The 20,174-nt window shown below is 74.9% G+C and carries 19 protein-coding genes; 17 read left to right on the top strand and 2 right to left on the bottom strand.

All coding sequences use genetic code 11. The features are described 5' to 3' along the window. Positions 1-81 precede the first annotated feature (81 nt). Positions 82-1,488, top strand: a complete 1,407-nt coding sequence (locus tag ABD254_RS08135; RefSeq protein WP_344247395.1) for an amino acid permease — start codon at positions 82-84, stop codon at positions 1,486-1,488. A 6-nt stretch (positions 1,489-1,494) separates the two neighbouring features. Here the strand turns inward: ABD254_RS08135 and ABD254_RS08130 are convergent, their stop codons facing one another. Next, entirely contained in the window at positions 1,495-2,793 is a 1,299-nt protein-coding gene (locus ABD254_RS08130; protein ID WP_344247393.1) for an NAD(P)/FAD-dependent oxidoreductase, read from the bottom strand. A gap of 129 nt (positions 2,794-2,922) precedes the next feature. Between ABD254_RS08130 and ABD254_RS08125 the strand changes: the two genes are divergently transcribed. Further along, complete coding sequence (locus ABD254_RS08125; protein WP_344247391.1) at positions 2,923-3,585, top strand: MOSC domain-containing protein; 663 nt, start codon at positions 2,923-2,925, stop codon at positions 3,583-3,585. On the opposite strand, the gene ABD254_RS08120 is transcribed toward ABD254_RS08125, so the two are convergent. Next, the gene (locus ABD254_RS08120) at positions 3,539-4,711 is read right to left on the bottom strand and encodes a hypothetical protein (protein ID WP_344247389.1); all 1,173 of its coding nucleotides are present in this window, start codon (positions 4,709-4,711) and stop codon (positions 3,539-3,541) included. The two genes, ABD254_RS08125 and ABD254_RS08120, sit on opposite strands and share 47 nt — an antisense overlap. Positions 4,712-4,920: 209 nt before the next feature. Between ABD254_RS08120 and ABD254_RS08115 the strand changes: the two genes are divergently transcribed. The 15 genes from ABD254_RS08115 (at position 4,921) to ABD254_RS08045 (ending at position 19,997) form a co-directional block, all read left to right on the top strand. After that, positions 4,921-5,889, top strand: coding sequence for an ABC transporter substrate-binding protein (locus tag ABD254_RS08115; protein ID WP_344247387.1), 969 nt, complete (start codon positions 4,921-4,923; stop codon positions 5,887-5,889). Between the two features lie 10 nt (positions 5,890-5,899). Further along, positions 5,900-6,706, top strand: a complete 807-nt coding sequence (locus ABD254_RS08110; RefSeq protein ID WP_344247385.1) for an ABC transporter permease — start codon at positions 5,900-5,902, stop codon at positions 6,704-6,706. Then, a complete protein-coding gene (locus tag ABD254_RS08105; protein WP_344247383.1) occupies positions 6,703-7,509 on the top strand; it encodes an ABC transporter permease in 807 nt (268 codons plus the stop codon). Before ABD254_RS08110 ends, ABD254_RS08105 begins: the two co-directional genes overlap by 4 nt. Continuing rightward, positions 7,510-8,340, top strand: coding sequence for an ABC transporter ATP-binding protein (locus ABD254_RS08100; protein ID WP_344247381.1), 831 nt, complete (start codon positions 7,510-7,512; stop codon positions 8,338-8,340). After that, on the top strand, positions 8,330-9,118 hold the full coding sequence (locus tag ABD254_RS08095) for an IclR family transcriptional regulator domain-containing protein (RefSeq protein WP_344247379.1): 789 nt from the start codon (positions 8,330-8,332) through the stop codon (positions 9,116-9,118). Before ABD254_RS08100 ends, ABD254_RS08095 begins: the two co-directional genes overlap by 11 nt. Before the next feature lie 49 nt (positions 9,119-9,167). Then, on the top strand, positions 9,168-10,391 hold the full coding sequence (locus ABD254_RS08090) for a thiolase family protein (protein WP_344248520.1): 1,224 nt from the start codon (positions 9,168-9,170) through the stop codon (positions 10,389-10,391). Then, the gene (locus ABD254_RS08085) at positions 10,388-11,077 is read left to right on the top strand and encodes a 3-oxoacid CoA-transferase subunit A (protein ID WP_344247377.1); all 690 of its coding nucleotides are present in this window, start codon (positions 10,388-10,390) and stop codon (positions 11,075-11,077) included. Before ABD254_RS08090 ends, ABD254_RS08085 begins: the two co-directional genes overlap by 4 nt. After that, complete coding sequence (locus ABD254_RS08080) at positions 11,074-11,751, top strand: 3-oxoacid CoA-transferase subunit B (RefSeq protein ID WP_344247375.1); 678 nt, start codon at positions 11,074-11,076, stop codon at positions 11,749-11,751. The genes ABD254_RS08085 and ABD254_RS08080 overlap by 4 nt, the downstream gene beginning before the upstream one ends. Beyond that, positions 11,748-12,992, top strand: a complete 1,245-nt coding sequence (locus ABD254_RS08075) for a 4-hydroxybenzoate 3-monooxygenase (protein ID WP_344247373.1) — start codon at positions 11,748-11,750, stop codon at positions 12,990-12,992. Before ABD254_RS08080 ends, ABD254_RS08075 begins: the two co-directional genes overlap by 4 nt. 2 nt (positions 12,993-12,994) lie before the next feature. Further along, positions 12,995-13,819 carry a protocatechuate 3,4-dioxygenase subunit beta gene (gene pcaH / locus ABD254_RS08070; RefSeq protein ID WP_425553732.1) on the top strand — a complete coding sequence of 275 codons (825 nt, stop codon included), beginning with the start codon at positions 12,995-12,997 and terminating at the stop codon, positions 13,817-13,819. Next, positions 13,812-14,606, top strand: a complete 795-nt coding sequence (pcaG, locus tag ABD254_RS08065; RefSeq protein WP_344247369.1) for a protocatechuate 3,4-dioxygenase subunit alpha — start codon at positions 13,812-13,814, stop codon at positions 14,604-14,606. The genes pcaH and pcaG overlap by 8 nt, the downstream gene beginning before the upstream one ends. Beyond that, positions 14,599-16,215: a lyase family protein gene (locus ABD254_RS08060; protein ID WP_344247367.1), complete on the top strand. Its 1,617-nt coding sequence runs from the start codon at positions 14,599-14,601 to the stop codon at positions 16,213-16,215. The genes pcaG and ABD254_RS08060 overlap by 8 nt, the downstream gene beginning before the upstream one ends. Then, positions 16,212-17,027 (top strand): alpha/beta fold hydrolase, encoded by an 816-nt coding sequence (locus ABD254_RS08055; RefSeq protein ID WP_344247366.1) that lies wholly within the window; start codon positions 16,212-16,214, stop codon positions 17,025-17,027. Before ABD254_RS08060 ends, ABD254_RS08055 begins: the two co-directional genes overlap by 4 nt. Before the next feature lie 176 nt (positions 17,028-17,203). Further along, positions 17,204-17,557: a 4-carboxymuconolactone decarboxylase gene (gene pcaC / locus ABD254_RS08050; protein WP_344247364.1), complete on the top strand. Its 354-nt coding sequence runs from the start codon at positions 17,204-17,206 to the stop codon at positions 17,555-17,557. A gap of 376 nt (positions 17,558-17,933) precedes the next feature. Then, entirely contained in the window at positions 17,934-19,997 is a 2,064-nt protein-coding gene (locus ABD254_RS08045) for a DUF222 domain-containing protein (RefSeq protein WP_344247362.1), read from the top strand. Positions 19,998-20,174: the final 177 nt, after the last annotated feature.

The raw sequence follows: 20,174 nt of genomic DNA, 5'->3' as shown, positions 1-20,174 counted from the left end.
CCCCGCACGACGCAGCCGCACCGGTCTCACTGACCGGTGCGGCTCCGTCGTCTCGCGGCCCAGGTATTACGGTGGTTCGCCGTGACTACCACCGACCAGCAGGACGCCCCGACGCCCGGGTCGCCGTCCGAGGCCCACCTCGCCCACGGACTGCGCACGCGGCACCTGACGATGATGGGCCTCGGCTCCGCGATCGGGGCCGGCCTGTTCCTCGGCTCGGGCGTGGGCATCGCGACGGCGGGGCCCGCTGTCCTGGTCAGCTATGCCATCGCGGGCGCGCTGGTCGTGCTGGTGATGCGGATGCTCGCGGAGATGGCGTCAGCGCTGCCCGCGTCCGGCTCGTTCTCCGTCTACGCGGAGGCCGCCCTCGGGCGCTGGGCCGGGTTCCTGCTGGGCTGGCTGTACTGGTTCATGCTCATCATGGTGCTCGGCGTCGAGGTCACGGGCGTCGCGGGGATCGTCAGCGGCTGGTGGCCGGACGTGCCGCAGTGGGCGGTCGCGGCCGTCGTCGTCGCCGTGCTGGGCGGCATCAACCTCGTCGGCGTGCGGCAGTTCGGCGAGGCCGAGTTCTGGTTCGCCCTCATCAAGGTCGCGGCGATCATCGGCTTCCTCGTGGTCGGCGTGCTCATCGTCGTGGGCGTGATCCCGGTGTCCGGCAGCGTGCTCGGCGACTGGGCCGCGCACGGCGGCTTCGCGCCGGCCGGCTGGGCCGGCATCGCGGCCGGACTGCTCACCGTGGTCTTCGCCTTCGGCGGTATCGAGATCGTCGCGATCGCGTCGGCCGAGGCCCGCGACCCGCGCACGGCCGTCGCCCGCGCCACGCGCACGATCGTGTGGCGCATCCTGCTGTTCTACGTCGGCTCCGTCGCGATCATGGTGACGCTCATCCCCTGGGACGACGCCGCCGCCCTGGAGTCCCCGTTCGTTTCCGTGCTGCAGATGGCCGGGTTCGACGGCGCGGCGCGGCTCATGGAGGTCGTCGTGGTGCTGGCGCTGCTGAGCGCCTTCAACGCCAACGTGTACGGCACGTCGCGGATGCTGTTCTCGCTCGGCCAGCGCGACGACGCCCCGTCGGCGGTCACGAAGGTGTCGCGCCGTGAGGTGCCGTGGGTGGCGGTGCTCGTGTCGGTGTTCTTCGGCGTCGTCGCGGTGCTGCTGAACTACCTGCTGCCGGAGTCGATCCTGTCGATCCTGCTGAACGCCGTCGGGTCGGCGCTGTTCGTCGTGTGGCTGCTCATCACGATCTCGCAGCTGCGCCTGCGGCCGCGGCTCGAGGCCGACGCCGAGCGGGCCGGCGAGCCCATGCGGCTCAAGATGTGGGGCTTCCCGTGGCTCAGCTGGGTCACCCTGGCCGCGCTGGTGGCGCTCGCCGGGCTGATGCTGTCCGACCCCGCCGCGCGCACGCAGCTCGCCGCGACGGCCGGGCTGGTCGTGGTGATCCTCGGCGTCTACGCCCTCACCCGCGGCGTCCGGCGCGCCCGCGCCTGACCGGCGTCACCCGGACTTGTCCGGCCGGACCGTCGGCACGTCGCCGACGATGGGGATGGGCCGGCGGTGGAACGGGAAGCCGTAGCGGGTCACCAGCCCGGCGAGGGTCGTGACGCGGTTGCGGGGCCCCACCAGCGACATCACGTGCACGAACAGCCACACCAGCCAGGCCGCGCCGCGGGTGAGCCGCAGCGGCGACGCCAGACCCGGTGCGGTGATCTCGGCGACGGCCGCGCGCCGCCCGATGACCGCCATCGTGCCCTTGTCGTGGTACCGCAGCGGCTCGGTGGGCCGCCCCTCGAGGAGCGCGAGGACGTTGTGGGCGGCCCGCTGCCCGCCCTGGATCGCGGGCTGCGCGAGCTGGGGCAGCCAGTCGGGGGTCTCGGCGATGTCGCCGATGGCGAAGACGCCCGGGCGCCCCTCGACCTGCAGGTCCGGGCCGACGGCGATCCGGCCGCCCTTGCGGCGCGGCAGGTCCCAGTCGTCCACCTCAGGGTGCGGGCCCACTCCCGCGGACCACACCGTGAGGTCGGAGCGGAGGCGCGTGCCGTCGGTGAGAACGACGGCGTCGGGCAGCACCTCGGCGACCCCGGCGCCAAGCCGCAGCCGGACGCCGCGCCGCTCGAGCTCGCGCGCGGCGTACGAGCGCAGGCCCGGGTGGAAGGACTTCAGCAGGTCGGGCCCGCGCTGCACGATCGTGATCTCGAACGCCTCGCCGTGGATCTCCGGGTACGCGGGCTCGAGCCCGGCGGTGCGCAGCTCCGCGAGCGCGCCCGCCACCTCGACCCCGGTCGCGCCGCCGCCCACGACGACCACGCGCAGCCCGTCGTCCGACCCCGGCGTGAAGGCCGACCGCTCCAGCCGGACGAAGAGCTGGTCGCGGATCTTCAGCGCCTGCGACCGCGAGTACATGCCGAACGCGTGCTCCTTGGCGCCGGGCGTGCCGAAGTAGTTCACGGTCACGCCGTTCGCGAGCACGAGGAAGTCGAACGCGATCTTCTCGTCGTTCGCCAGCAGGATCGTGCGCGCGTCGTGGTCGACGCCGACCAGGTGCTCGTGCAGCACGCGCACGTTCTTCTGCGCCAGGCGCAGGCCCCGCAGCCAGTACGTGACGTCGCCCGGGCTCAGCCCGCCGGTCGCGACCTGGTACAGCAGCGGCTGGAACGTGTTGTAGACGCGGCGCTCGACGAGCGTGACCCGCACGGGGGCGCCGGCGAGAGCCTTGACGACGGCGAGCCCGCCGAAGCCTCCTCCCACGACGACGACGTGGGGCAGGTCGGGGCGCTGGTCGTGGGGCACCGTCACATGCACCACCGTAAGTGGCCGCGCGGCGGTTGAGCCTGTCGAGACCGCGCCGAGGTCTCGACCCGCCGACACGTTCAGGGCGGCGCAGGCTCCTCCGACGGAATGCTCGACGGGCGGCAGAATGGGGCCGTGCCCGAGCTCCTCGCCGTCTGCCGCGTCCACGCCCTGCTGCCCGACGCCGGGACGGTCGGCGTGACCGCGATCGACAAGCGCCCGGTGGACGGGCGGGTCAAGGCCCGCCGGTTCGGGCTCTACGCCGACGTGCAGGCCGACCGCGAGAACCACGGCGGCCCCGACCAGGCCGTGTACGCCTACTCCCAGGAGGACGCCGAGGCCTGGGGTGCCGAGCTCGGGTACGAGGTGACGCCGGGCCTGTTCGGCGAGAACCTGCGCACGCGCGGGCTGGCGGTGAGCGACGCCGTCATCGGCGAGCGCTGGCGGGTCGGGACCGCGCTGCTGGAGGTGACGCAGCCGCGCACGCCGTGCCAGACGTTCGCCCGGCGCCTGGGCTCGCCGCCCCGCTGGGTGCGGCGGTTCACCCAGGCCAACCGGACCGGGGCCTACCTGCGGGTGGTCGAGAACGGCGACCTCGGCGCGGGCGACGCCGTCGAGGTGGTGCACCGGCCCACCCACGGCGTCACCGCCGCGGACTGGTTCGGGGCGTGGAACCGCCTCGACGGCGCGCCCGACGCCGCCGACGCCGCCAAGGCGCTGCTCGTCGCCCATGACGACGGCGACGTGCGCCTCAGCGACGAGCTGCGGGAGCGGGCGGGGCGGGCGCTCCGGCGTTGACGTCTCCGGCGCCGACCTCGGGGGCGCCGGCCTCGGGGGCGCCGACGCCGGCGCGGTGCCCGGCATAGCCCCAGACCGCCAGGGCGAGCGTCGGGCCCCAGAACCACGCAGGGAAGTACACGGCGCCGAGCCAGCCCATCATGAGGAGCATCGGGATCGCGGCGCCGCACAGCATGACGGCCACGATCCCGCCGGGGACGATCGCCGCGGCGGGCGGCACGGGCTGCCCCGCGCGGCGCGGGAACCAGCGGGGGAACCGTTCGCCCCACGGCAGGATCAGGCCGAGCGTGAGGATGATGCCCGCCCAGGCTCCGGACGAGAGCGCCAGACCCTGGATCTTGGTGGCGAGCGTGAGCAGCTCGGCGTCGCCGAGCTGCGGCCACGGGGTCAGCCACGTGAGGCGGGCGAGGGCGTAGGGCAGCGGGCCGAGCGCCGCGAGGATCGTGAAGAGCCGCCGGTGGCGCGTCACCCAGGTGGTGGCGCGTCGGAGCGAGCCGCGGCGCCAGGCGCGCACGAGCGCGAGCCCTGCCCACGCCGCCGCCGTCGCGAGCGGGAGCAGCACGGCGAGGATCCCCCAGCGCTCGCGCGCGAACCCGCTCGCGACGCGGCCGAGCCAGATGGCGAAGTCGTGGCGGGCGACGACGATCCCGACGACGGCGGCCACGCCCGCCAGCGCGAGCGGGATCCGCCACGGGGGCCGGGTCCGGAACACCTGCGCCCCTGCCCACACGGCGAGGACCGGCACCGTCAGCGCGACGATGTAGCCGGCCACGCTCAGCGTCCCGAAGCCCTGGGCGAGGAACCCGAAGGCGACCACCTGGAGGACGGCGACGGGCGCGACGACGCCCTCGGCTGCTCGGGCGGTGCCGCGGGCCAGCGCCGCCGCCGCGGTCGCCACGCCGAGGAGCGCCGTCGCGAGGAGGATCGCCGTGAGGAGCGGGCCCGGCAGGAGTGTCCGTCCGAGCGTGTTGTCGACCTCGAGGAACGGGTTGACGTCGGGCCGTGCGGCGAAGAACGCGACGAGGGCCGCCGTCGCGGCCGACGTGGCGAGCGCGACGGCGGCGAGCCGCCGGCCGGGTCCGGCGGCGCGGGCCAGGGGGTGGTGCGGGACGAACGGGGCGGTCATCGTGGTGCCTCTCGTCGGGGGACTGCGTGGTTCCACGCTCCCGCCGCCGACCGCGCGGGTCCTCCCCTTGGCGGGGGAGACGGGTCCCCCGACGTCGGGAACCGTTGACCGGTGTGATCGCCGCCACTATGTTCACTCTCAGCACACTCGTTCGGAGAACGGACCAGTTCCTGGTCCACTCCGTGCCGGAACGTTCAAGGGAGAACACCGTGCGCCGCATCGTGGAGACCGCCGCCGTCGCGGCGGCAGCCCTGGCCCTCGCCGCCTGCGGCGGCTCGTCCGAGGAGCCCGACCCCGCGGCGTCGGGAGACGGCGGGCTCACGCCCGTCACCGTGGGCGTCATCCCCATCGTGGACGTGGCCCCCATCTACCTGGGGGTGGAGCAGGGGTTCTTCGAAGAGGAGGGGCTCGACGTCACGCTCGAGCTGGCGCAGGGCGGCGCCGCCATCGTGCCCGCCGTCGTCAGCGGCGAGTACCAGTTCGGGTTCAGCAACGTCACGTCGCTCCTGCTCGCCTCCCAGGAGAACCTGCCCCTGAAGATCGTGGCGCCCGGCAACATCTCGACCGGCGAGGTCGGCGCCGACTTCGGGGCCGTCGTCACGATGCCGGACACGGGCATCGCGACCGCCGCCGACCTCGCGGGCCGCACGGTCGCCGTCAACACGCTCAACAACATCGGCGACACCACGATCCGCAAGGTCGTGGACGACGACGGCGGCGACCCGTCGGCCGTGGAGTTCGTCGAGATGGGCTTCCCCGACATGCCCGCGGCCGTCACGTCCGGCCAGGTGGACGCGGCGTGGATCCTCGAGCCGCACCTGACGATGGCGATGCAGGACGGCGCCGTGCCGGTCACCTGGAACTACGCCGAGGTGGATCCGGACCTGCTCATCGCCACCTACTTCACGTCGGACCAGCAGATCACGGAGGATCCCGACACCGTCGACGCCTTCACCGCCGCGATGGAGCGGTCCCTCGCCTACGCCGAGGAGAACCCCGACGAGACGCGGGCGGTCCTCGACAGCTACACCGAGATCGCCCCGGAGGTGAAGGAGGCGATGGTCATGCCCCGGTTCACGCCGGAGCTCGACCAGGCGCAGCTGCAGCTCCACGCCGACCTGGGCCTGGAGTACGGCGTCTTCTCCGAGCCCGTCGACGTGTCGGCGCTCCTCCCATGACGGCGCTCCCATGACGGCGCGCGCCGCCCCGCGCGGCCGCCGGGCCGGCATGCCCTCCTGGGCGCTGGGCGCGGCGGGCGTCGTCACGCTGATGCTGGTCGTGGAGGTCGTGCCCCGCACGGGCCTGGTGAACCCCGACTACCTGCCCCCGACGTCGGTCATCCTCCAGGCGCTGGCCGAGCGGCTGCAGACGCCGGAGTTCTGGGTGGCCCTCGGCGACACCCTCGTCACCTGGATCACCGGGCTGGCGATCTCGGTGGCCGCGGGCGTCGTGCTCGGCGTGATCATCGGCATGGTCCCGTTCCTGCGGGCCGCCACCGCGTCGACGATCGAGTTCCTGCGCCCGGTGCCGTCGGTCGCGCTCATCCCGATCGCCGTGCTGCTGTGGGGCAACGGGATGGAGGCGACGCTCCTCCTGGTGGTGTACGCGTCGTTCTGGCAGGTGCTCATCCAGGTGCTGGCGGGCGTGCGCGACGTCGACCCGGTCGCGAGCGACACGGCCCGGTCGTACCGGTTCTCCGTGCGCGCCCGCGTGCGCACCCTCGTCTGGCCCACCGCGCTGCCGTACGTCATGACCGGCGTGCGGCTCGGCGCGGCGGTCGCGCTGATCCTCACGGTCACGGGCGAGATGCTCATCGGCACCCCCGGCATCGGCAACCTGCTCGCGACGGCCCGCGAGTCGGGCGCGGTCCCGTCGATGTACGCGCTGGTGGTCGTGGCGGGCCTGCTCGGCGTCGTGATCAACCTGCTCGCCCGCGCGCTCGAGCGGCGCACGCTGTTCTGGCACCCGTCCGTGCGCGGGGAGGTACCGGCATGAGCGCCACCTGGAGCGTCGTGCGGTCCGTGCTCTACGTCGTCGGGCTGCCGCTGATCCTGCTCGCCGCGTGGTGGTTCGCGACGGCGGACAGCGTCTCGCCCTACAACCCGCCGCTGTCGGAGATCGTCGCCACGATCGGACCCACCTGGTTCTCGGGCGACACGTTCGCCGACACCCGGTTCGTCCAGGACATCCTGCCGAGCGTCGGGCGGCTCCTCATGGGGTACGCCGTCGCGCTCGTCGTCGGCATCGCGCTCGGCGCGCTCATCGGCGCCATCAAGCCGCTGCGCGACTTCGCCGAGCCGGTGCTGGAGTTCTTCCGCGCCATCCCGCCGCCCGTCATGGTGCCGGTGCTCATGCTCTTCTTCGGCATCGGCACCACGATGCGCGTGTTCGTCATCGCGACCGGCGCCCTGTGGCCGATCCTGCTCAACACGGTCGAGGGCGTCCGAGGCCTCGACCCGGTGCTCAAGGACACGGCGCGCGCCTACCGCCTCGGGGCCTGGTCCCGGGCGCGGCGCCTCATGCTGCCGGGCGCGGGCCCGCAGATCGTCACGGGCGCGCGGCAGGCGCTGTCGATCGCGATCATCCTCATGGTCATCAGCGAGATGTTCGCGGCCCGCGACGGCCTCGGCTTCTCGGTGGTCCAGTTCCAGCGCAGCTTCGCCATCCCCGAGATGTGGAGCGGCGTCATCATCCTGGGGCTGCTCGGCGTCGTGCTGTCCCTCGTCTTCCGGGTCGTGACCGACGCGATCCTCGCCTGGTACCACGGGTACCTGCGGTCCCAGCGCGGAGGTGCCTAGATGCCCACCGACCAGCCCGGCTCGATGCTCGAGGTCCGCGGCCTGAACAAGGTCTACGCCGGCCGCGGCGAGCCGGTCGAGGCGATCGCCGACCTGTCGTTCCGGGTCGCTCCCGGTGAGCTGGTGTGCGTCGTCGGCCCGTCCGGCGCGGGCAAGACGACGTTGCTGCGCTGCCTGGCCGGGCTGCTGCCGGCGACCGCGGGCGACATCGAGCTCGCGGGCAGCCCGGTGACCGAGCCGCCACCCGGCATGGCCGTCGTCCTGCAGGAGTACGGGCGCTCGCTGTTTCCGTGGATGACGGTCGAGCAGAACGTGCGACTCCCCCTTGCGGAGAAGGGCGTGCCCAAGGCCGAGCGCACGCGGCTCGTCGCCGAGGCGCTCGAGGCGGTGGGGCTCGCCGACGTGCCACGGTCGTACCCGTGGCAGCTGTCCGGCGGTATGCAGCAGCGCGTGGCCATCGCCCGGGCCGCCGCGTACGAGCCGCAGGTGCTGCTCATGGACGAGCCGTTCGCGGCCGTCGACGCGCAGACCCGGTTCGAGCTCGAGGACCTGGTCCGCGCGCTGTGGACGCGGCTCGGCGTGACCGTCGTGTTCGTGACGCACGACATCGACGAGGCGATCTACCTCGGCGAGCGGGTGCTGGTCCTCTCCGCCCGCCCGACGGTGCTGCTCGAGGACGTGCGGGTCGACCTCGGGCCGGTGCGCGACCAGCTCGAGACCCGTGGGGCGCCCGAGTTCGCCCGGCTGCGCACGCACGTCTACGAGCTGGTGCAGCAGGCGAAGAAGGGCGTGCGCTCCCTGGCCGACGCACGGCTGACCCATGCCGGCTGAGGCGGAGGGCCCGGCCCGCTCGGGCGAGTTCGTGCAGTCGCTCGACCGCGGCCTCGCGGTGATCCGCGCGTTCGGCGCGCGCCGGCCGTCCCTGACGCTGAGCGACGTCGCGCGCGAGACCGGGCTCAGCCGCGCGTCCGCGCGCCGGTTCCTGCACACGCTGGTCGAGCTGGGGTACGTGCGCTTCGACGGCCGCGAGTTCGCCCTGCGGCCCGCCGTGCTCGACCTCGGCTACGCCTACCTGTCGAGCCTCTCGCTGCCGGACGTCGCCGCACCGCACCTGGAGCGGCTGTCCGACCAGGTGGGCGAGTCGTCGTCGGTCGCGGTGCTCGACGGCACCGACATCGTCTACGTGGCGCGCGTCGCGACGCACCGCATCATGTCCGCCGCGATCCGCGTCGGCACGCGGTTCCCCGCGTTCGCGACGTCGATGGGCCGGGCGATCCTCGCGAACCTGCCCGAGGACGAGCGGGAGGCGTTCCTCGCGTCCGCCGAGCTGCCCGCGCTCACCGCGCACACCGTGACGTCGGCGGGAAAGCTGCGCGCCGCCCTGGACCGGGTGCGGGAGGCGGGGTGGGCGCTCGTCGACCAGGAGCTGGAGGAGGGGCTGCGGTCCGCGGCCGCGCCCCTCCGGGACGCGCGGGGCGCGGTCGTGGCCGCCGTCAACGTGTCCGCCCCGGTGCGGCGCGGCGACGTCGCCGAGATCACCGACGACATCCTGCCGCCGCTGCTGTCCGCGGCGAAGCAGATCGAGGCCGACCTGGCGCGCATCAGGTGAGGAGCGGAGCGCGATGCCGAGAACCATGCCGCGAACCAGGCCCGGCGACGTGACCGACGCCTACGTGTACGACGCGGTCCGCACGCCGTTCGGCCGGTACGGCGGCGCGCTCGCGGGCGTGCGGCCGGACGACCTCGCCGCGTTCGTCGTCGGCGAGCAGGTGCGGCGCGCGCCCGGCCTCGACCCGGCCGCGGTCGACGACGTGATCCTCGGCAACGCGAACGGTGCGGGGGAGGAGAACCGCGACGTCGCGCGCATGGCCGTGCTGCTCGCCGGGCTGCCGCTGTCCGTGCCCGGCGCCACGGTGAACCGGCTGTGCGGGTCGTCGCTGGAGGCGGTGGTCCAGGCGGCGCGGGCGGTCGAGACCGGCGACGCCGACGTCGTCGTCTCCGGCGGCGTCGAGTCGATGTCGCGGGCGCCGTGGGTGCTGCCCAAGCCGGGGCGGCCGTTCCCGGCCGGCGACGCGGCGCTCGTCTCCACGACGCTCGGCTGGCGGCTGGTCAACCCTCGGATGGAGCCCGACTGGACGGTGTCGCTGGGCGAGGCGACGGAGCGGCTCCGGGAGAAGCACGGCGTCTCGCGCGAGCGGCAGGACGCGTTCGCGCTGCGCAGCCACACCCTCGCCGCACGCGCGTGGGAGGCCGGGCGCTACGACGACCTGGTCGCCCCGGTGCCCGGCACCGACCTGCGTCGTGACGAGGCGATCCGGCCGGACACGTCGCTCGGGAAGCTGGCCGCGCTGGCGCCGTCGTTCCGCGACGACGGCACCGTCACCGCCGGCAACGCCTCCCCGCTGTCGGACGGTGCGTCGGCGGCGCTGATCGGGTCGGCCCGCGCGGCGGGGCTCACGGGACTGGACCCGCTCGCGCGGATCGCGGGCCGGGCCACGGTGGCGGGCGAGCCGCAGTACTTCGGCGCCGCGCCGGTCGAGGCCGTGAACCGCGCGATCGAGCGGTCCGGCATCACCTGGGACGACGTCGGCGCCGTCGAGCTGAACGAGGCCTTCGCCGCGCAGGCGCTCGCGTGCACGGACGCGTGGGAGGTGGACGTGGACCTCGTCAACGCCTGGGGCGGCGCCGTCGCCCTCGGCCACCCGCTGGGCGCGTCGGGCACACGGGTTCTCGGCACGCTGGCCCGCCGCCTGCAGGCGTCGGGCGCGCGGTGGGGCGTCGCGGCGCTGTGCATCGGCGTCGGGCAGGGCACCGCCGTCGTGCTGGAGAACGTCAGCGGCCCCGGGAACGGCGGGCGGCAGCACGGGACGGGGGACGCATGACCCGGGTCGCGGCGTCGGCGCTCGAGGCGCTGGGGGAGGTGCCGGACGGCGCGACCGTGATGATCGGCGGGTTCGGCCCCGCCGGACAGCCGGTCGAGCTGGTCGAGGCGTTGCTGGCCCACGGCGCCACCGGGCTCGTGGTCGTCAGCAACAACGCCGGCAACGGCGACGACGCGCTCGCGCGGCTGGTGCGTGACGGCCGGGTGCGGCGCATCGTCTGCTCGTTCCCCCGGCAGGTGGACTCGTGGCACTTCGACGCCGCGTACCGGGCCGGGCGCATCGAGCTCGAGCTGGTGCCGCAGGGCAACCTCGCCGAGCGCATCCGTGCCGCGGGCGCGGGCATCGGCGCGTTCTTCACGCCCACCGGCTACGGCACGCCGTTGGCCGAGGGCAAGGAGACGCGCGTGCTCGACGGCGTCCCCATGGTCCTGGAGACGCCGATCCGCGCCGACGTCGCGCTGGTCAAGGCGCACCGCGCCGACGCCGCGGGCAACCTCGTCTACCGCCGCACGGCGCGCAACTTCGGGCCGGTGATGGCCACGGCCGCCCGGCGCACGGTGGCGCAGGTGCGCGAGGTCGTGCCCGCGGGGGCGCTCGACCCGGAGGCCGTCGTGACGCCCGGCATCTACGTCGAGGCCGTCGTGGCCCTCGACGGCGGGACGGCGATCGCGGGGGTGGGCGCATGACGGGCACGACCACGCCGGCGGGCGCGACGCTCACGAAGGACCAGATGGCGGCGCGCGTCGCCGCGGACATCCCTGCCGGCGCGTACGTCAACCTCGGCATCGGCCTGCCGACGCTCGTCGGCGACCACCTGCCGCCCGGCTCCGGCGTCACGCTGCACACGGAGAACGGGATGCTCGGCATGGGGCCGCGGCCGGCTCCGGACGACGTCGACCCGGAACTGATCAACGCCGGCAAGGTGCCGGTCACCGAGCTGCCCGGGGCGTCGTACTTCCACCAGGCCGACTCGTTCGCGATGATGCGCGGCGGGCACATCGACGTGTGCGTGCTCGGCGCGTTCCAGGTCTCCGTGCGCGGCGACCTGGCCAACTGGTCCACCGGCGCGCCCGACGCGATCCCCGCCGTCGGCGGGGCCATGGACCTCGCCGTGGGGGCTCGCCGCACGGTCGTGATGATGTCGCTGCTCACCAAGGAGGGCGGGCCCAAGCTGGTGGGCGACTGCACGCTGCCCCTCACCGGGCTGGCGTGCGTGTCGCGCGTGTACACGGACCGGGCGGTGCTCGACGTCGGGCCCGGCTGCGACCCGGACGGGAGGGCGGTCGTGGTCGAGCGCTTCGGCGTCTCGCACGCCGAGCTGGAGGAGCTGCTCGGCCTCGCGCTGGGGGGTGCGTCATGACGGGCTCGACGCCCGGAACCGTCGAGCACACGCCGGTCGCGATCGTGGGCGGCGGCCCCGCGGGCCTGCTGCTGTCGCACCTGCTGCACACGTCCGGCATCGAGCACGTGGTGTTGGAGTCGCGCACGCGCGACGAGATCTACCGCACCACCCGGGCCGGCATCCTCGAGGCCAGCTCGGTGTCGACGCTGGTGGACGCCGGCCTGGACCGCGTGCTGCGCGAGGGCGACCGGCACGACGGCATCGCGCTGCGGTTCGACGGCGAGAGCCACCGCATCGACCTGCACGGCCTCACCGGCCGCGCTGTCTGGCTGTACCCGCAGACGGAGGTCTTCACGGACCTCGCCGACCGCCGCGCGGCCGACGGCGGCGACGTGCGCTGGCAGGCCGAGGTCACCGAGGTCCTCGACCTGGGGACCGACCATCCCGGGGTGCGGTGGACGGACGCCGGCGGCGCTGCCGGCGGGACCGAGCGCGAGCTGCGCTGCGACGTCCTCGTCGGCGCGGACGGCTCGCACTCGACGTGCCGGCACACCCTGCCCGAGTCCCTGCGCCGGCACTACGTGCACGAGTACCCGTACGCCTGGTTCGGCGTCATCGTCGAGGCGCCGCGCAGCGCCCCGGAGCTCGTCTACACCGCCTCCGAGCACGGCTTCGCGCTGATCAGCCAGCGCACCGAGACCCACCAGCGGCTCTACTTCCAGTGCGACCCCGACGAGGACCCCTCCGGCTGGGACGACGAGCGGATCTGGGGCGAGCTGCAGCGGCGCGTCGCGGGCGGCGACGGGTTCCGGCTCGTCGAGGGGCCCGTCGAGGAGCGGTCGGTGCTGCGGTTCCGGTCGTCCGTCGTCGAGCCGGTGCGGCACGGACGCATGCTGCTCGCGGGCGACGCCGCGCACACCGTCCCGCCCACGGGCGCGAAGGGGCTCAACCTGGCGCTCGCCGACGTCGTCGTGCTGCACGACGTGCTGACCACCTGGTTCGCGAGGGGCGGGAACGGGCGCGCCGACGACGACCTGCTCGACGAGTACGGCCGCCGCGTCTCGGAGCGGGTGTGGCGGGCGCAGCACTTCTCCGCGTGGATGAGCCGGATGCTGCACTCGCACCCGGCGGAGTCCGGGTTCGAGGCCAGGCGGCGCGTGGCGGAGCTGCGCACGCTCGTCGACTCCGAGGCCGGGCGCCGGTTCCTCGCGGAGGGCTACACGGGCTGGGGCCCGATCATCACGGAAGGAGCGATGTGAGCATCCACGACCCGCAGGCGCCGCCCGAGGTGCGGCTCGACGCGGAGACCGAGAGCCAGGCCGACCTGACGAAGGAGATCCGCGCGATCCACCGGGCCTACCGGGACGCCCGCACCGGAGACGTCGACGCGGCGGGCCCGGAGGAGACCGGCCCCGTGCGTGACTTCGCGCCGTACCGCAGCTCGCTGCTGCGGCACCCCACGAAGGATCTGCACCACGCTGACCCGGAGACCATCGAGCTGTTCTCGCCCGTCTTCGGCGAGCGGGACATCGGCCCGCTCGAGGCGGACCTCACCGTCCAGCACGGCGGCGAGCCGATCGGGGAGCGCATCGTCGTCGCGGGCCGCGTCGTCGACGGCGCCGGCCGGCCGGTGCGCGGACAGCTCGTCGAGGTGTGGCAGGCGAACGCCGGCGGGCGCTACCTCCACAAGCGCGACCAGCACCCCGCCCCGATCGACCCGAACTTCACCGGGGTGGGCCGCGTCCTCACCGACGACGACGGCTGGTACCGCTTCACCACCATCAAGCCCGGCCCGTACCCGTGGAAGAACCACGTCAACGCGTGGCGGCCGGCGCACATCCACTTCTCCCTGTTCGGCACGGACTTCACGCAGCGGACCGTGACGCAGATGTACTTCCCCGGCGACCCGCTGTTCGCCCTCGACCCCATCTACCAGTCGATCCGCGACCCGCGGGCACGCGACCGGCTCGTCGCCGTCTACGACCACGCCCTGACGACGCACGAGTGGGCCACCGGCTACCGCTGGGACATCGTGCTGTCGGGGTCGAGCCGCACGTGGACCGAGCCGGAGGACGGCGATGAGTGACGCGATGCTGCGCCCCACCCCCGGGCAGACCGTCGGCCCGTTCTTCGGGTACGCGCTGCCGTACGAGCGGGGCAACGAGCTGGTCGAGCCCGGCACGCCGGGGGCCGTGCGGCTGCACGGGCGGGTGCTCGACGGCGCCGGCCGCCCTGTGCCCGACGCGATGCTCGAGCTGTGGCAGGCAGACCCGTCCGGCGCCGTCGTGCAGCGCTCCGGCGCGATCTGGCGCGACGGCACGTTCACCGGCTGGGGGCGCGCCGCGACCGACCGCGAGGGCGGCTGGTGGTTCCGCACCCTCGAGCCCGGTCCGACGACGCCGTCCCCTTCCGGGCCACGCCGGCCGGCGATGTTCGCCGTCGCCGTCTTCGCTCGCGGGCTGACGGACCGGCTGTTCACGCGGATCTACCTGCCCGACGACGGCGGCCCGGACCGGGCGGCGGCGCTCGCCGCCGACCCGCTCCTCGCCGCGCTCGAGCCCGAGCGGCGTGCGACCCTCATGGCAACGCGTGAGCCCGACGGGTCTCTCGGGTTCGACGTCCGGCTGCAGGGGGAAGGCGAGACCGTGTTCCTCGACCTCGGCAAGGGCACGCCCGGGCACGCGGTGCCCGACCCGCTGTCGGACTCGGCGCACGGGATCGTGCGGGGCTCGGCCGCCGGCCCGCCGTCCGACCCGCTCGAGCTGGCCGACCCGAGTGGTGCCGTCGTCACCCCGCCGGTCGAGCCTGTCGAGACCACTCCGCCGGTCGCTCTTCGACAGGCTCAGGACCCGCTTGGCGAGACCCGTGCCTGACGTCGGCCTGCTCACGCCGGGCGCGGATCTCGCGCCGGGGTCGCCGGCGGGGGTCACCGACGACGTGGCCGTCCTGCGGGCGCTGCTCGCCGCCGAGGCCGCGTGGGTGCGCGCGCAGGCCCGCTGCGGCGTCGTCGGGCCGGAGGTCGCGGCGCTGGTGGACGACGCGGCGCGGCGGCTCGCGGACGACGACACGGCGGCCCTCGCGCTCGCGACCGACGTGGCGCGCGTGGCCGCAGGCGGCGGCAACCCCGTCATCCCGCTGCTCGCGCGCCTGCGCGCCGAAGTGCAGACCGCCGCACGTGCGCCCGGTCCCGGCGGCACGGTGGCGGCTGACGGGGGGTCGGCTGACGGCGGGTCGGCTGACGGCGGGTCGGCTGACGGCGGGTCGGCGGACGGCGGGTCGGCGGACGGCGAGGCCGCGCCTGTCGCGACGGCGGACGGCGGTCCGGGCGGTACGGACGCGGCCGGCCGCGAGGCGGCGGCCGCGCGGGTCGTGGGGGCCGTGCACGCGGGCCTGACGTCGCAGGACGTGCTCGACACCGCGCTCGTCCTGGTGCTGCGCGACGCCGCCCGGGTGTCGGATGCCGCGCTGGGGCGGGCCGTGGCCGCGACCGCGGCGCTGGCCCGGCGCTACCGCGAGGTGCCCGCCCTGGGCCGGACCCTCACCCAGCCCGCGGTGCCGACCACCCTCGGCGCCCGGTGCGCGGGGTGGCTGCAGGCGGTGGCGGAGTCGCGCGCGGCGCTCGACCGGGCTGCGGCCGAGCTCCCGCTCGCCTACGGCGGGGCGGCCGGCACGCTCGCAGGAACCCTGGCGCTGGGAGCACCGTTCGAGCCTGGTTCGTCGGGCGAGCCTGGTTCGTCGGTCGAGCCTGTCGAGACCGCGCCGGTCCCGCCGCCGGTCGAGCCTGTCGAGAACGCGCCGCCCGGTGCCACCGGCCTCGTCGACGCCTGGGCGGCGGAGCTGGGGCTCCCGGTGACGGCGGGGCCGTGGCACGTCACGCGGTTCCCGGTCCTGCGCGCGGCCGCGGCGCTCGCGGAGACGTGCGCCGCCCTGGGGACGGTGGCGGCCGACGTCCTGGTCGGCGCCCGCGCGGAGGTGGGCGAGCTGCGGGAGCCGGCGGCGCCCGGTCGTGGCGCGTCGTCGGCGATGGCGCACAAGCGGAACCCGGTGCTGTCGGTGCTGGTGCGCCGGTCGGCGTTGGCGGCGCCGGCGCTGCTGGCCCAGGTTGCGGCGAGCGCCGGGCAGGCGGTGGACGAGCGGCCCGACGGCGCCTGGCACGCCGAGTGGGCCGCGCTGCAGCAGCTCGCCCGGCACGCCGTCGCGGCGTCGCACGCCGCTGCCGAGCTGCTCGAGGGCCTCGAGGTCGTCGCCGACGCCGTCGCCGGGAACCTGCGTCAGCAGCTCGGGCTCGGGCCGGGCTCGGCTGGCGCAGACGAGGAGGAGCCCGGCGACGAGGCGCCCGGAGACGAGGAGGCCGGAGGTGCGCGGGCCGGCGCTGACGGCGTCGTCGACGTCGGGGCCGCGACCGCCGTCGTCGACCGCGTGCTCAGCCGGTACGCGCCGGCAACCGGCCCGTCCGGCGAGCGCGCCGGGGGTGCGTGGTGACCGCGCCGGAGCTCGGCGCGGTCGCCTTCGCCGTGCGAGACGCGTCGCGCCCGCTGGTGGTGCTGGGTCCGTCGCTGGGGACGTCGGTGACCGCGGTGTGGCACGACGTCGTGCCCCTCCTGTCCGACGAGCTGGACCTGCTCGGCTGGGACCTGCCGGGGCACGGGACGGCGCCGGCCGTCGCGCCCGGGTCGCTCGACGCGCTGACGGTCGAGAACCTGGCGACGGCGGTGCTCGGGCTCGTGGACCGCGCCCAGGACGAGCGCGGCGACCCGGGCGCGCCGTTCTGGTACGCGGGGGTCTCGGTGGGCGGCGCGGTCGGGCAGCAGTTGCTGCTCGACGTCCCCGACCGGGCGCGCGGCGCGCTCCTGTGCTGCACGGCGGCGCGCTTCGGCGAGCCGGGGGCGTGGCACGAGCGGGCGGAGCTGGTCGCGTCGGCGGGCACGCCCACGCAGGTGACGGCGGCCGCGGCGCGCTGGTTCGCGCCCGGCTTCCTCGAGCGGGCGCCGGACGTCGGGACGCGGCTGCTCGCCTCGCTCCAGGCCGCCGACCGGTTCGGGTACGCCGCCGTCTGCGGGGCCGTGTCCAGGTTCGACGTCCGGGCGCGGCTCGGCGAGATCGGAGCGCCCGTGATCGCCGTCGCGGGCGGCCACGACCCGGCCACGCCACCCGACGTCGTCGGGGAGTTGGCCCACGGCGTCCGGCACGGACGGCTGGTCGTCATCGATGCCGCGGCGCACCTCGCGCCCGCGGAGTGGCCTGGGCGCACGGCGGGTCTGCTGGGCGACCTGGTCGGCGAGAGGATCGGATGATGACGACGCGCGACGACGCAGACGAGCCCGGCGCGGAGTCTGCCGGGCCGGAGTCTGCCGGGCCGGAGTCTGCCGGGCCGGATTCTGTCGGGACCGGTCCTGCCGGTCCGGGTCCTGTCGGATCCGGCCGCGAACGGGCGACCGGGCGAGGCGCCGGGGCGCGATGGGCCGACGGGATGGCCGTGCGTCGTGAGGTGCTCGGCGACGGGCACGTGGACCGTGCGGTGGCGGGCACGTCGTCGTTCACGGCCGACTTCCAGGACCTCGTCACCCGCTACGCGTGGGGAGAGATCTGGACGCGACCGGGACTCGACCGCCGCAGCCGGTCGATGATCACGCTCACCGCGCTGGTGGCCGGCGGCCACTGGGAGGAGCTCGCCATGCACGTGCGGGCCGCCGTCCGCAACGGGCTGACCGTGGACGAGATCCGCGAGGTGCTGCTCCAGACTGCCGTCTACTGCTCCGTGCCCAGTGCGAACCACGCGTTCGCCGTCGCGCAGCGCGTGCTGCGCGAGGACGGGCTCCTGTAGTCCGACTGGGTGCCGTCGTCGGCACGGGCGGGAGACTCGCTGCCTGGCTGCTGTGCCTCGCTGCTGTGCCTCGCTGCTGCCCTCCACCTGACCCGACGGCCGGATGGCGGGGGCACAGATCGGGTGTCCAGAGGTCTTGCGATGGCGGGGCGGGATCCGTATAGTCGAACACATGTTCGAAGATGACTCGAGGGAGCCGGCCGATCTGGCCGCCGTCACCGAGCATCGTCGGACGCCCGGCTCCGGAACGGCCAGTGCCCCGGTCGTTCCGGAGCCGGGCCTTGTGGCGACTGGCGCCGCCCCGACGAGATCGCGGGTCGAGGAGGCGCTCGGTCGCCTGTTTCACGTGGGCGACTCCGCCCGGAGGTTGATTGCCGTGCCCGTCGTCGTGCACGCCGTCGCGCCCGTCCGCGTCGGGGTCGCGGCCGGCGTGGTGCGCCATGGTCCGAGCGGTTCGCCCGCCGATCTCGTCGACGGCCTCGAGCGTCGCGACCCCGTCGATGGCCTGGACCGTCGCGACCCCGTCGGTGGCCTCGACCGTCTCGACCGCGTCGGAGGCGCCGTTCCCACAGGTCGAGCTGATCCTGCTGATCCTGCTGATCCTGCTGATCCTGCTGATCCTGCTGATCCTGCTGATCCTGTCGATCCTGTCGGTGCTGCTGCCACCGCTCCCGCCGCGGCTGCTCCCGAGCTCGCACCCGGCGCTGTCGGTACTGCGGAGGCTCGAGCCACGCTCGCGGCCCAGCTCGATGCCGCACCCGGTGTCGGGCTTGCGCAGCGGTTGGCGTCGCTCGAGCTCGCGGACCTGGACGACCACACGCTGGTCGAGGCGCTGGCGGCGTGGGAACGGGTCGCGTCGTGGGCACAGGCCGGCTCGGCACGCGCCCTCGCGGAGCTGCTGGAACGCACCCGGGACACCTCGGGACACGAGTTCGTCACCGACGGCGTCGCGGCTCGCCTCGGCCTGACCCGCAGAGCCGCCGAGCAGCACGTCACGGTGGCGCACGGCACCGCGCGCCTGCCCGAGGTCGCCGACGCGCTCGCCGGCGGGCTCGTGGACCGGCGCAAGGCGGAGGTCCTCATCTCCACGGGGCGGCTGCCCGACGACCGCCGCCGGCAGGCCGTGCGCGATCTGCTCCCGGACGTCGAGCACCTGACGAGCCCGCAGATCCGCGCCCGGCTGAAGCGTGCGGAGATCGAGGTCGACCCCGACGGCGCCGAGGAACGCCACCAGGCCGCGCGCCGGGACCGGTACGTGCGGCTCCAGCCCGTCGACGACGCGATGGCCTACCTCACGGCCTACCTCCCCGCCGACGACGCGGTCCGGGCGTTCGGGGCCCTCGACGAGGCCGCGTTCGCGATGCGGCGCAGCCCCGGAGAACAGCGCAGGCTGGACGAGTGCCGCGCCGATGCCCTCACCGGGCTGCTCAGCGGAATCCTGAGCGCCGGACCACCCGCCAAGCCGTACAGCCCCGACGGGTCCTGCACCGACCCGGCGGGCCCGGACGACGGGCCAGGAAACGCCCCAGATGGCGGGGCCGTGCATGCCCGTCGCGCCGACCCCGTGACCCGCGAGAAGGGCGAGGGTCGTCGATCCGTGGCCCGGCCGTTGGTAGCGGAGGGCTCTGTGATCGGTAGTGGCACGGCAGGCGCGACGCCGTCCCGGCGCGGGGCGAACCACCGGGCGGGTGTGCACGTGAGCGTCGCGGCCTCGACACTCCTCGGCGCGGACGACCTGCCCGCAACCCTCGCACGCTACGGACCCATCCCCGCCGGCATGGCCCGCGCACTCGCCAGCGACCCGGACGCCGTCTGGCAACGCATCTTCACCGACCCCGGCACCGGGGCCCTCGTCGACACCTCCGCACGCACCTACCGGCCGAGCCCCAGCCTGCGCGCCGCGGTCATCGCGCGCGATATCACCTGCACGTTCCCCGGCTGCCGCGTCCCCGCCACCGGCTGCGACCTCGACCACATCGCCCCGTACGACCCCACCACCGACGGACCCCAGACCCACGGCGACAACCTGCACGCCCTGTGCCGCACCCACCACCGCGCCAAGACCACCGGCGGATGGCATGTCACCCGCGACCCCAAAACCGGCATCACCCACTGGACCACCCCCACCGGCCACCAGCACCAACGCCCACCCGAGGCGCACGGCCCGCCCGAGGAGCGCGGACACCTCGAGGCGGACCGGCAGCGACCGGGATCGCGCGGAACACCGACGGGTAACGGTCGCGGTACACCGACGGGCGATGGCCGCGGAACACCGACGGGCGACGGCCGAGTACCGAGAGTGACGGACGACGCAGCTCCCAGGCGGGCGGGCGACGGGGCACCGCACAGGAACGACGCCTCGCCGACCCGCGACGAGCTGGCACGCGACGACGCGTCGACACCGACATGGCCCGACGACCAGAGCCCCCCGCCCTTCTGACGGCCTCCGCGGCGCCCAGGCGCCCAGGCGCCCCGGCGAACCGGGGACGAGTGCCCGGCGACCGTGCCGTCGGTGGACCTGTCCCCGTCGCCCCTCGAGGCCGGGAGTTCGGGTACTCGTCACGGGAGGTTCACGACAGGGCGGTCAGACGTTCGAGGGTGACACCTACGGTCCGGA

The organism is Isoptericola hypogeus, from assembly GCF_039531145.1.
GTDB lineage: Bacteria > Actinomycetota > Actinomycetes > Actinomycetales > Cellulomonadaceae > Isoptericola > Isoptericola hypogeus.
Note: the sequence above shows the minus strand (reverse complement) of the source record. Positions and strands in the feature narration are given on the sequence as shown.

Bases quoted from the DNA above. Each gene is read 5' to 3' on its own strand.
- ABD254_RS08085 (WP_344247377.1), top strand. From the start codon at position 10,388: ATGACCCGGGTCGCGGCGTCGGCGCTCGAGGCGCTGGGGGAGGTGCCG.
- ABD254_RS08100 (WP_344247381.1), top strand. From the start codon at position 7,510: ATGCCCACCGACCAGCCCGGCTCGATGCTCGAGGTCCGCGGCCTGAAC.
- ABD254_RS08075 (WP_344247373.1), top strand. From the start codon at position 11,748: ATGACGGGCTCGACGCCCGGAACCGTCGAGCACACGCCGGTCGCGATC.
- ABD254_RS08120 (WP_344247389.1), bottom strand. From the start codon at position 4,711: ATGACCGCCCCGTTCGTCCCGCACCACCCCCTGGCCCGCGCCGCCGGA.
- pcaC (WP_344247364.1), top strand. From the start codon at position 17,204: ATGGCCGTGCGTCGTGAGGTGCTCGGCGACGGGCACGTGGACCGTGCG.
- ABD254_RS08105 (WP_344247383.1), top strand. From the start codon at position 6,703: ATGAGCGCCACCTGGAGCGTCGTGCGGTCCGTGCTCTACGTCGTCGGG.
- ABD254_RS08080 (WP_344247375.1), top strand. From the start codon at position 11,074: ATGACGGGCACGACCACGCCGGCGGGCGCGACGCTCACGAAGGACCAG.
- pcaG (WP_344247369.1), top strand. From the start codon at position 13,812: ATGAGTGACGCGATGCTGCGCCCCACCCCCGGGCAGACCGTCGGCCCG.
- ABD254_RS08110 (WP_344247385.1), top strand. From the start codon at position 5,900: ATGACGGCGCGCGCCGCCCCGCGCGGCCGCCGGGCCGGCATGCCCTCC.
- ABD254_RS08095 (WP_344247379.1), top strand. From the start codon at position 8,330: ATGCCGGCTGAGGCGGAGGGCCCGGCCCGCTCGGGCGAGTTCGTGCAG.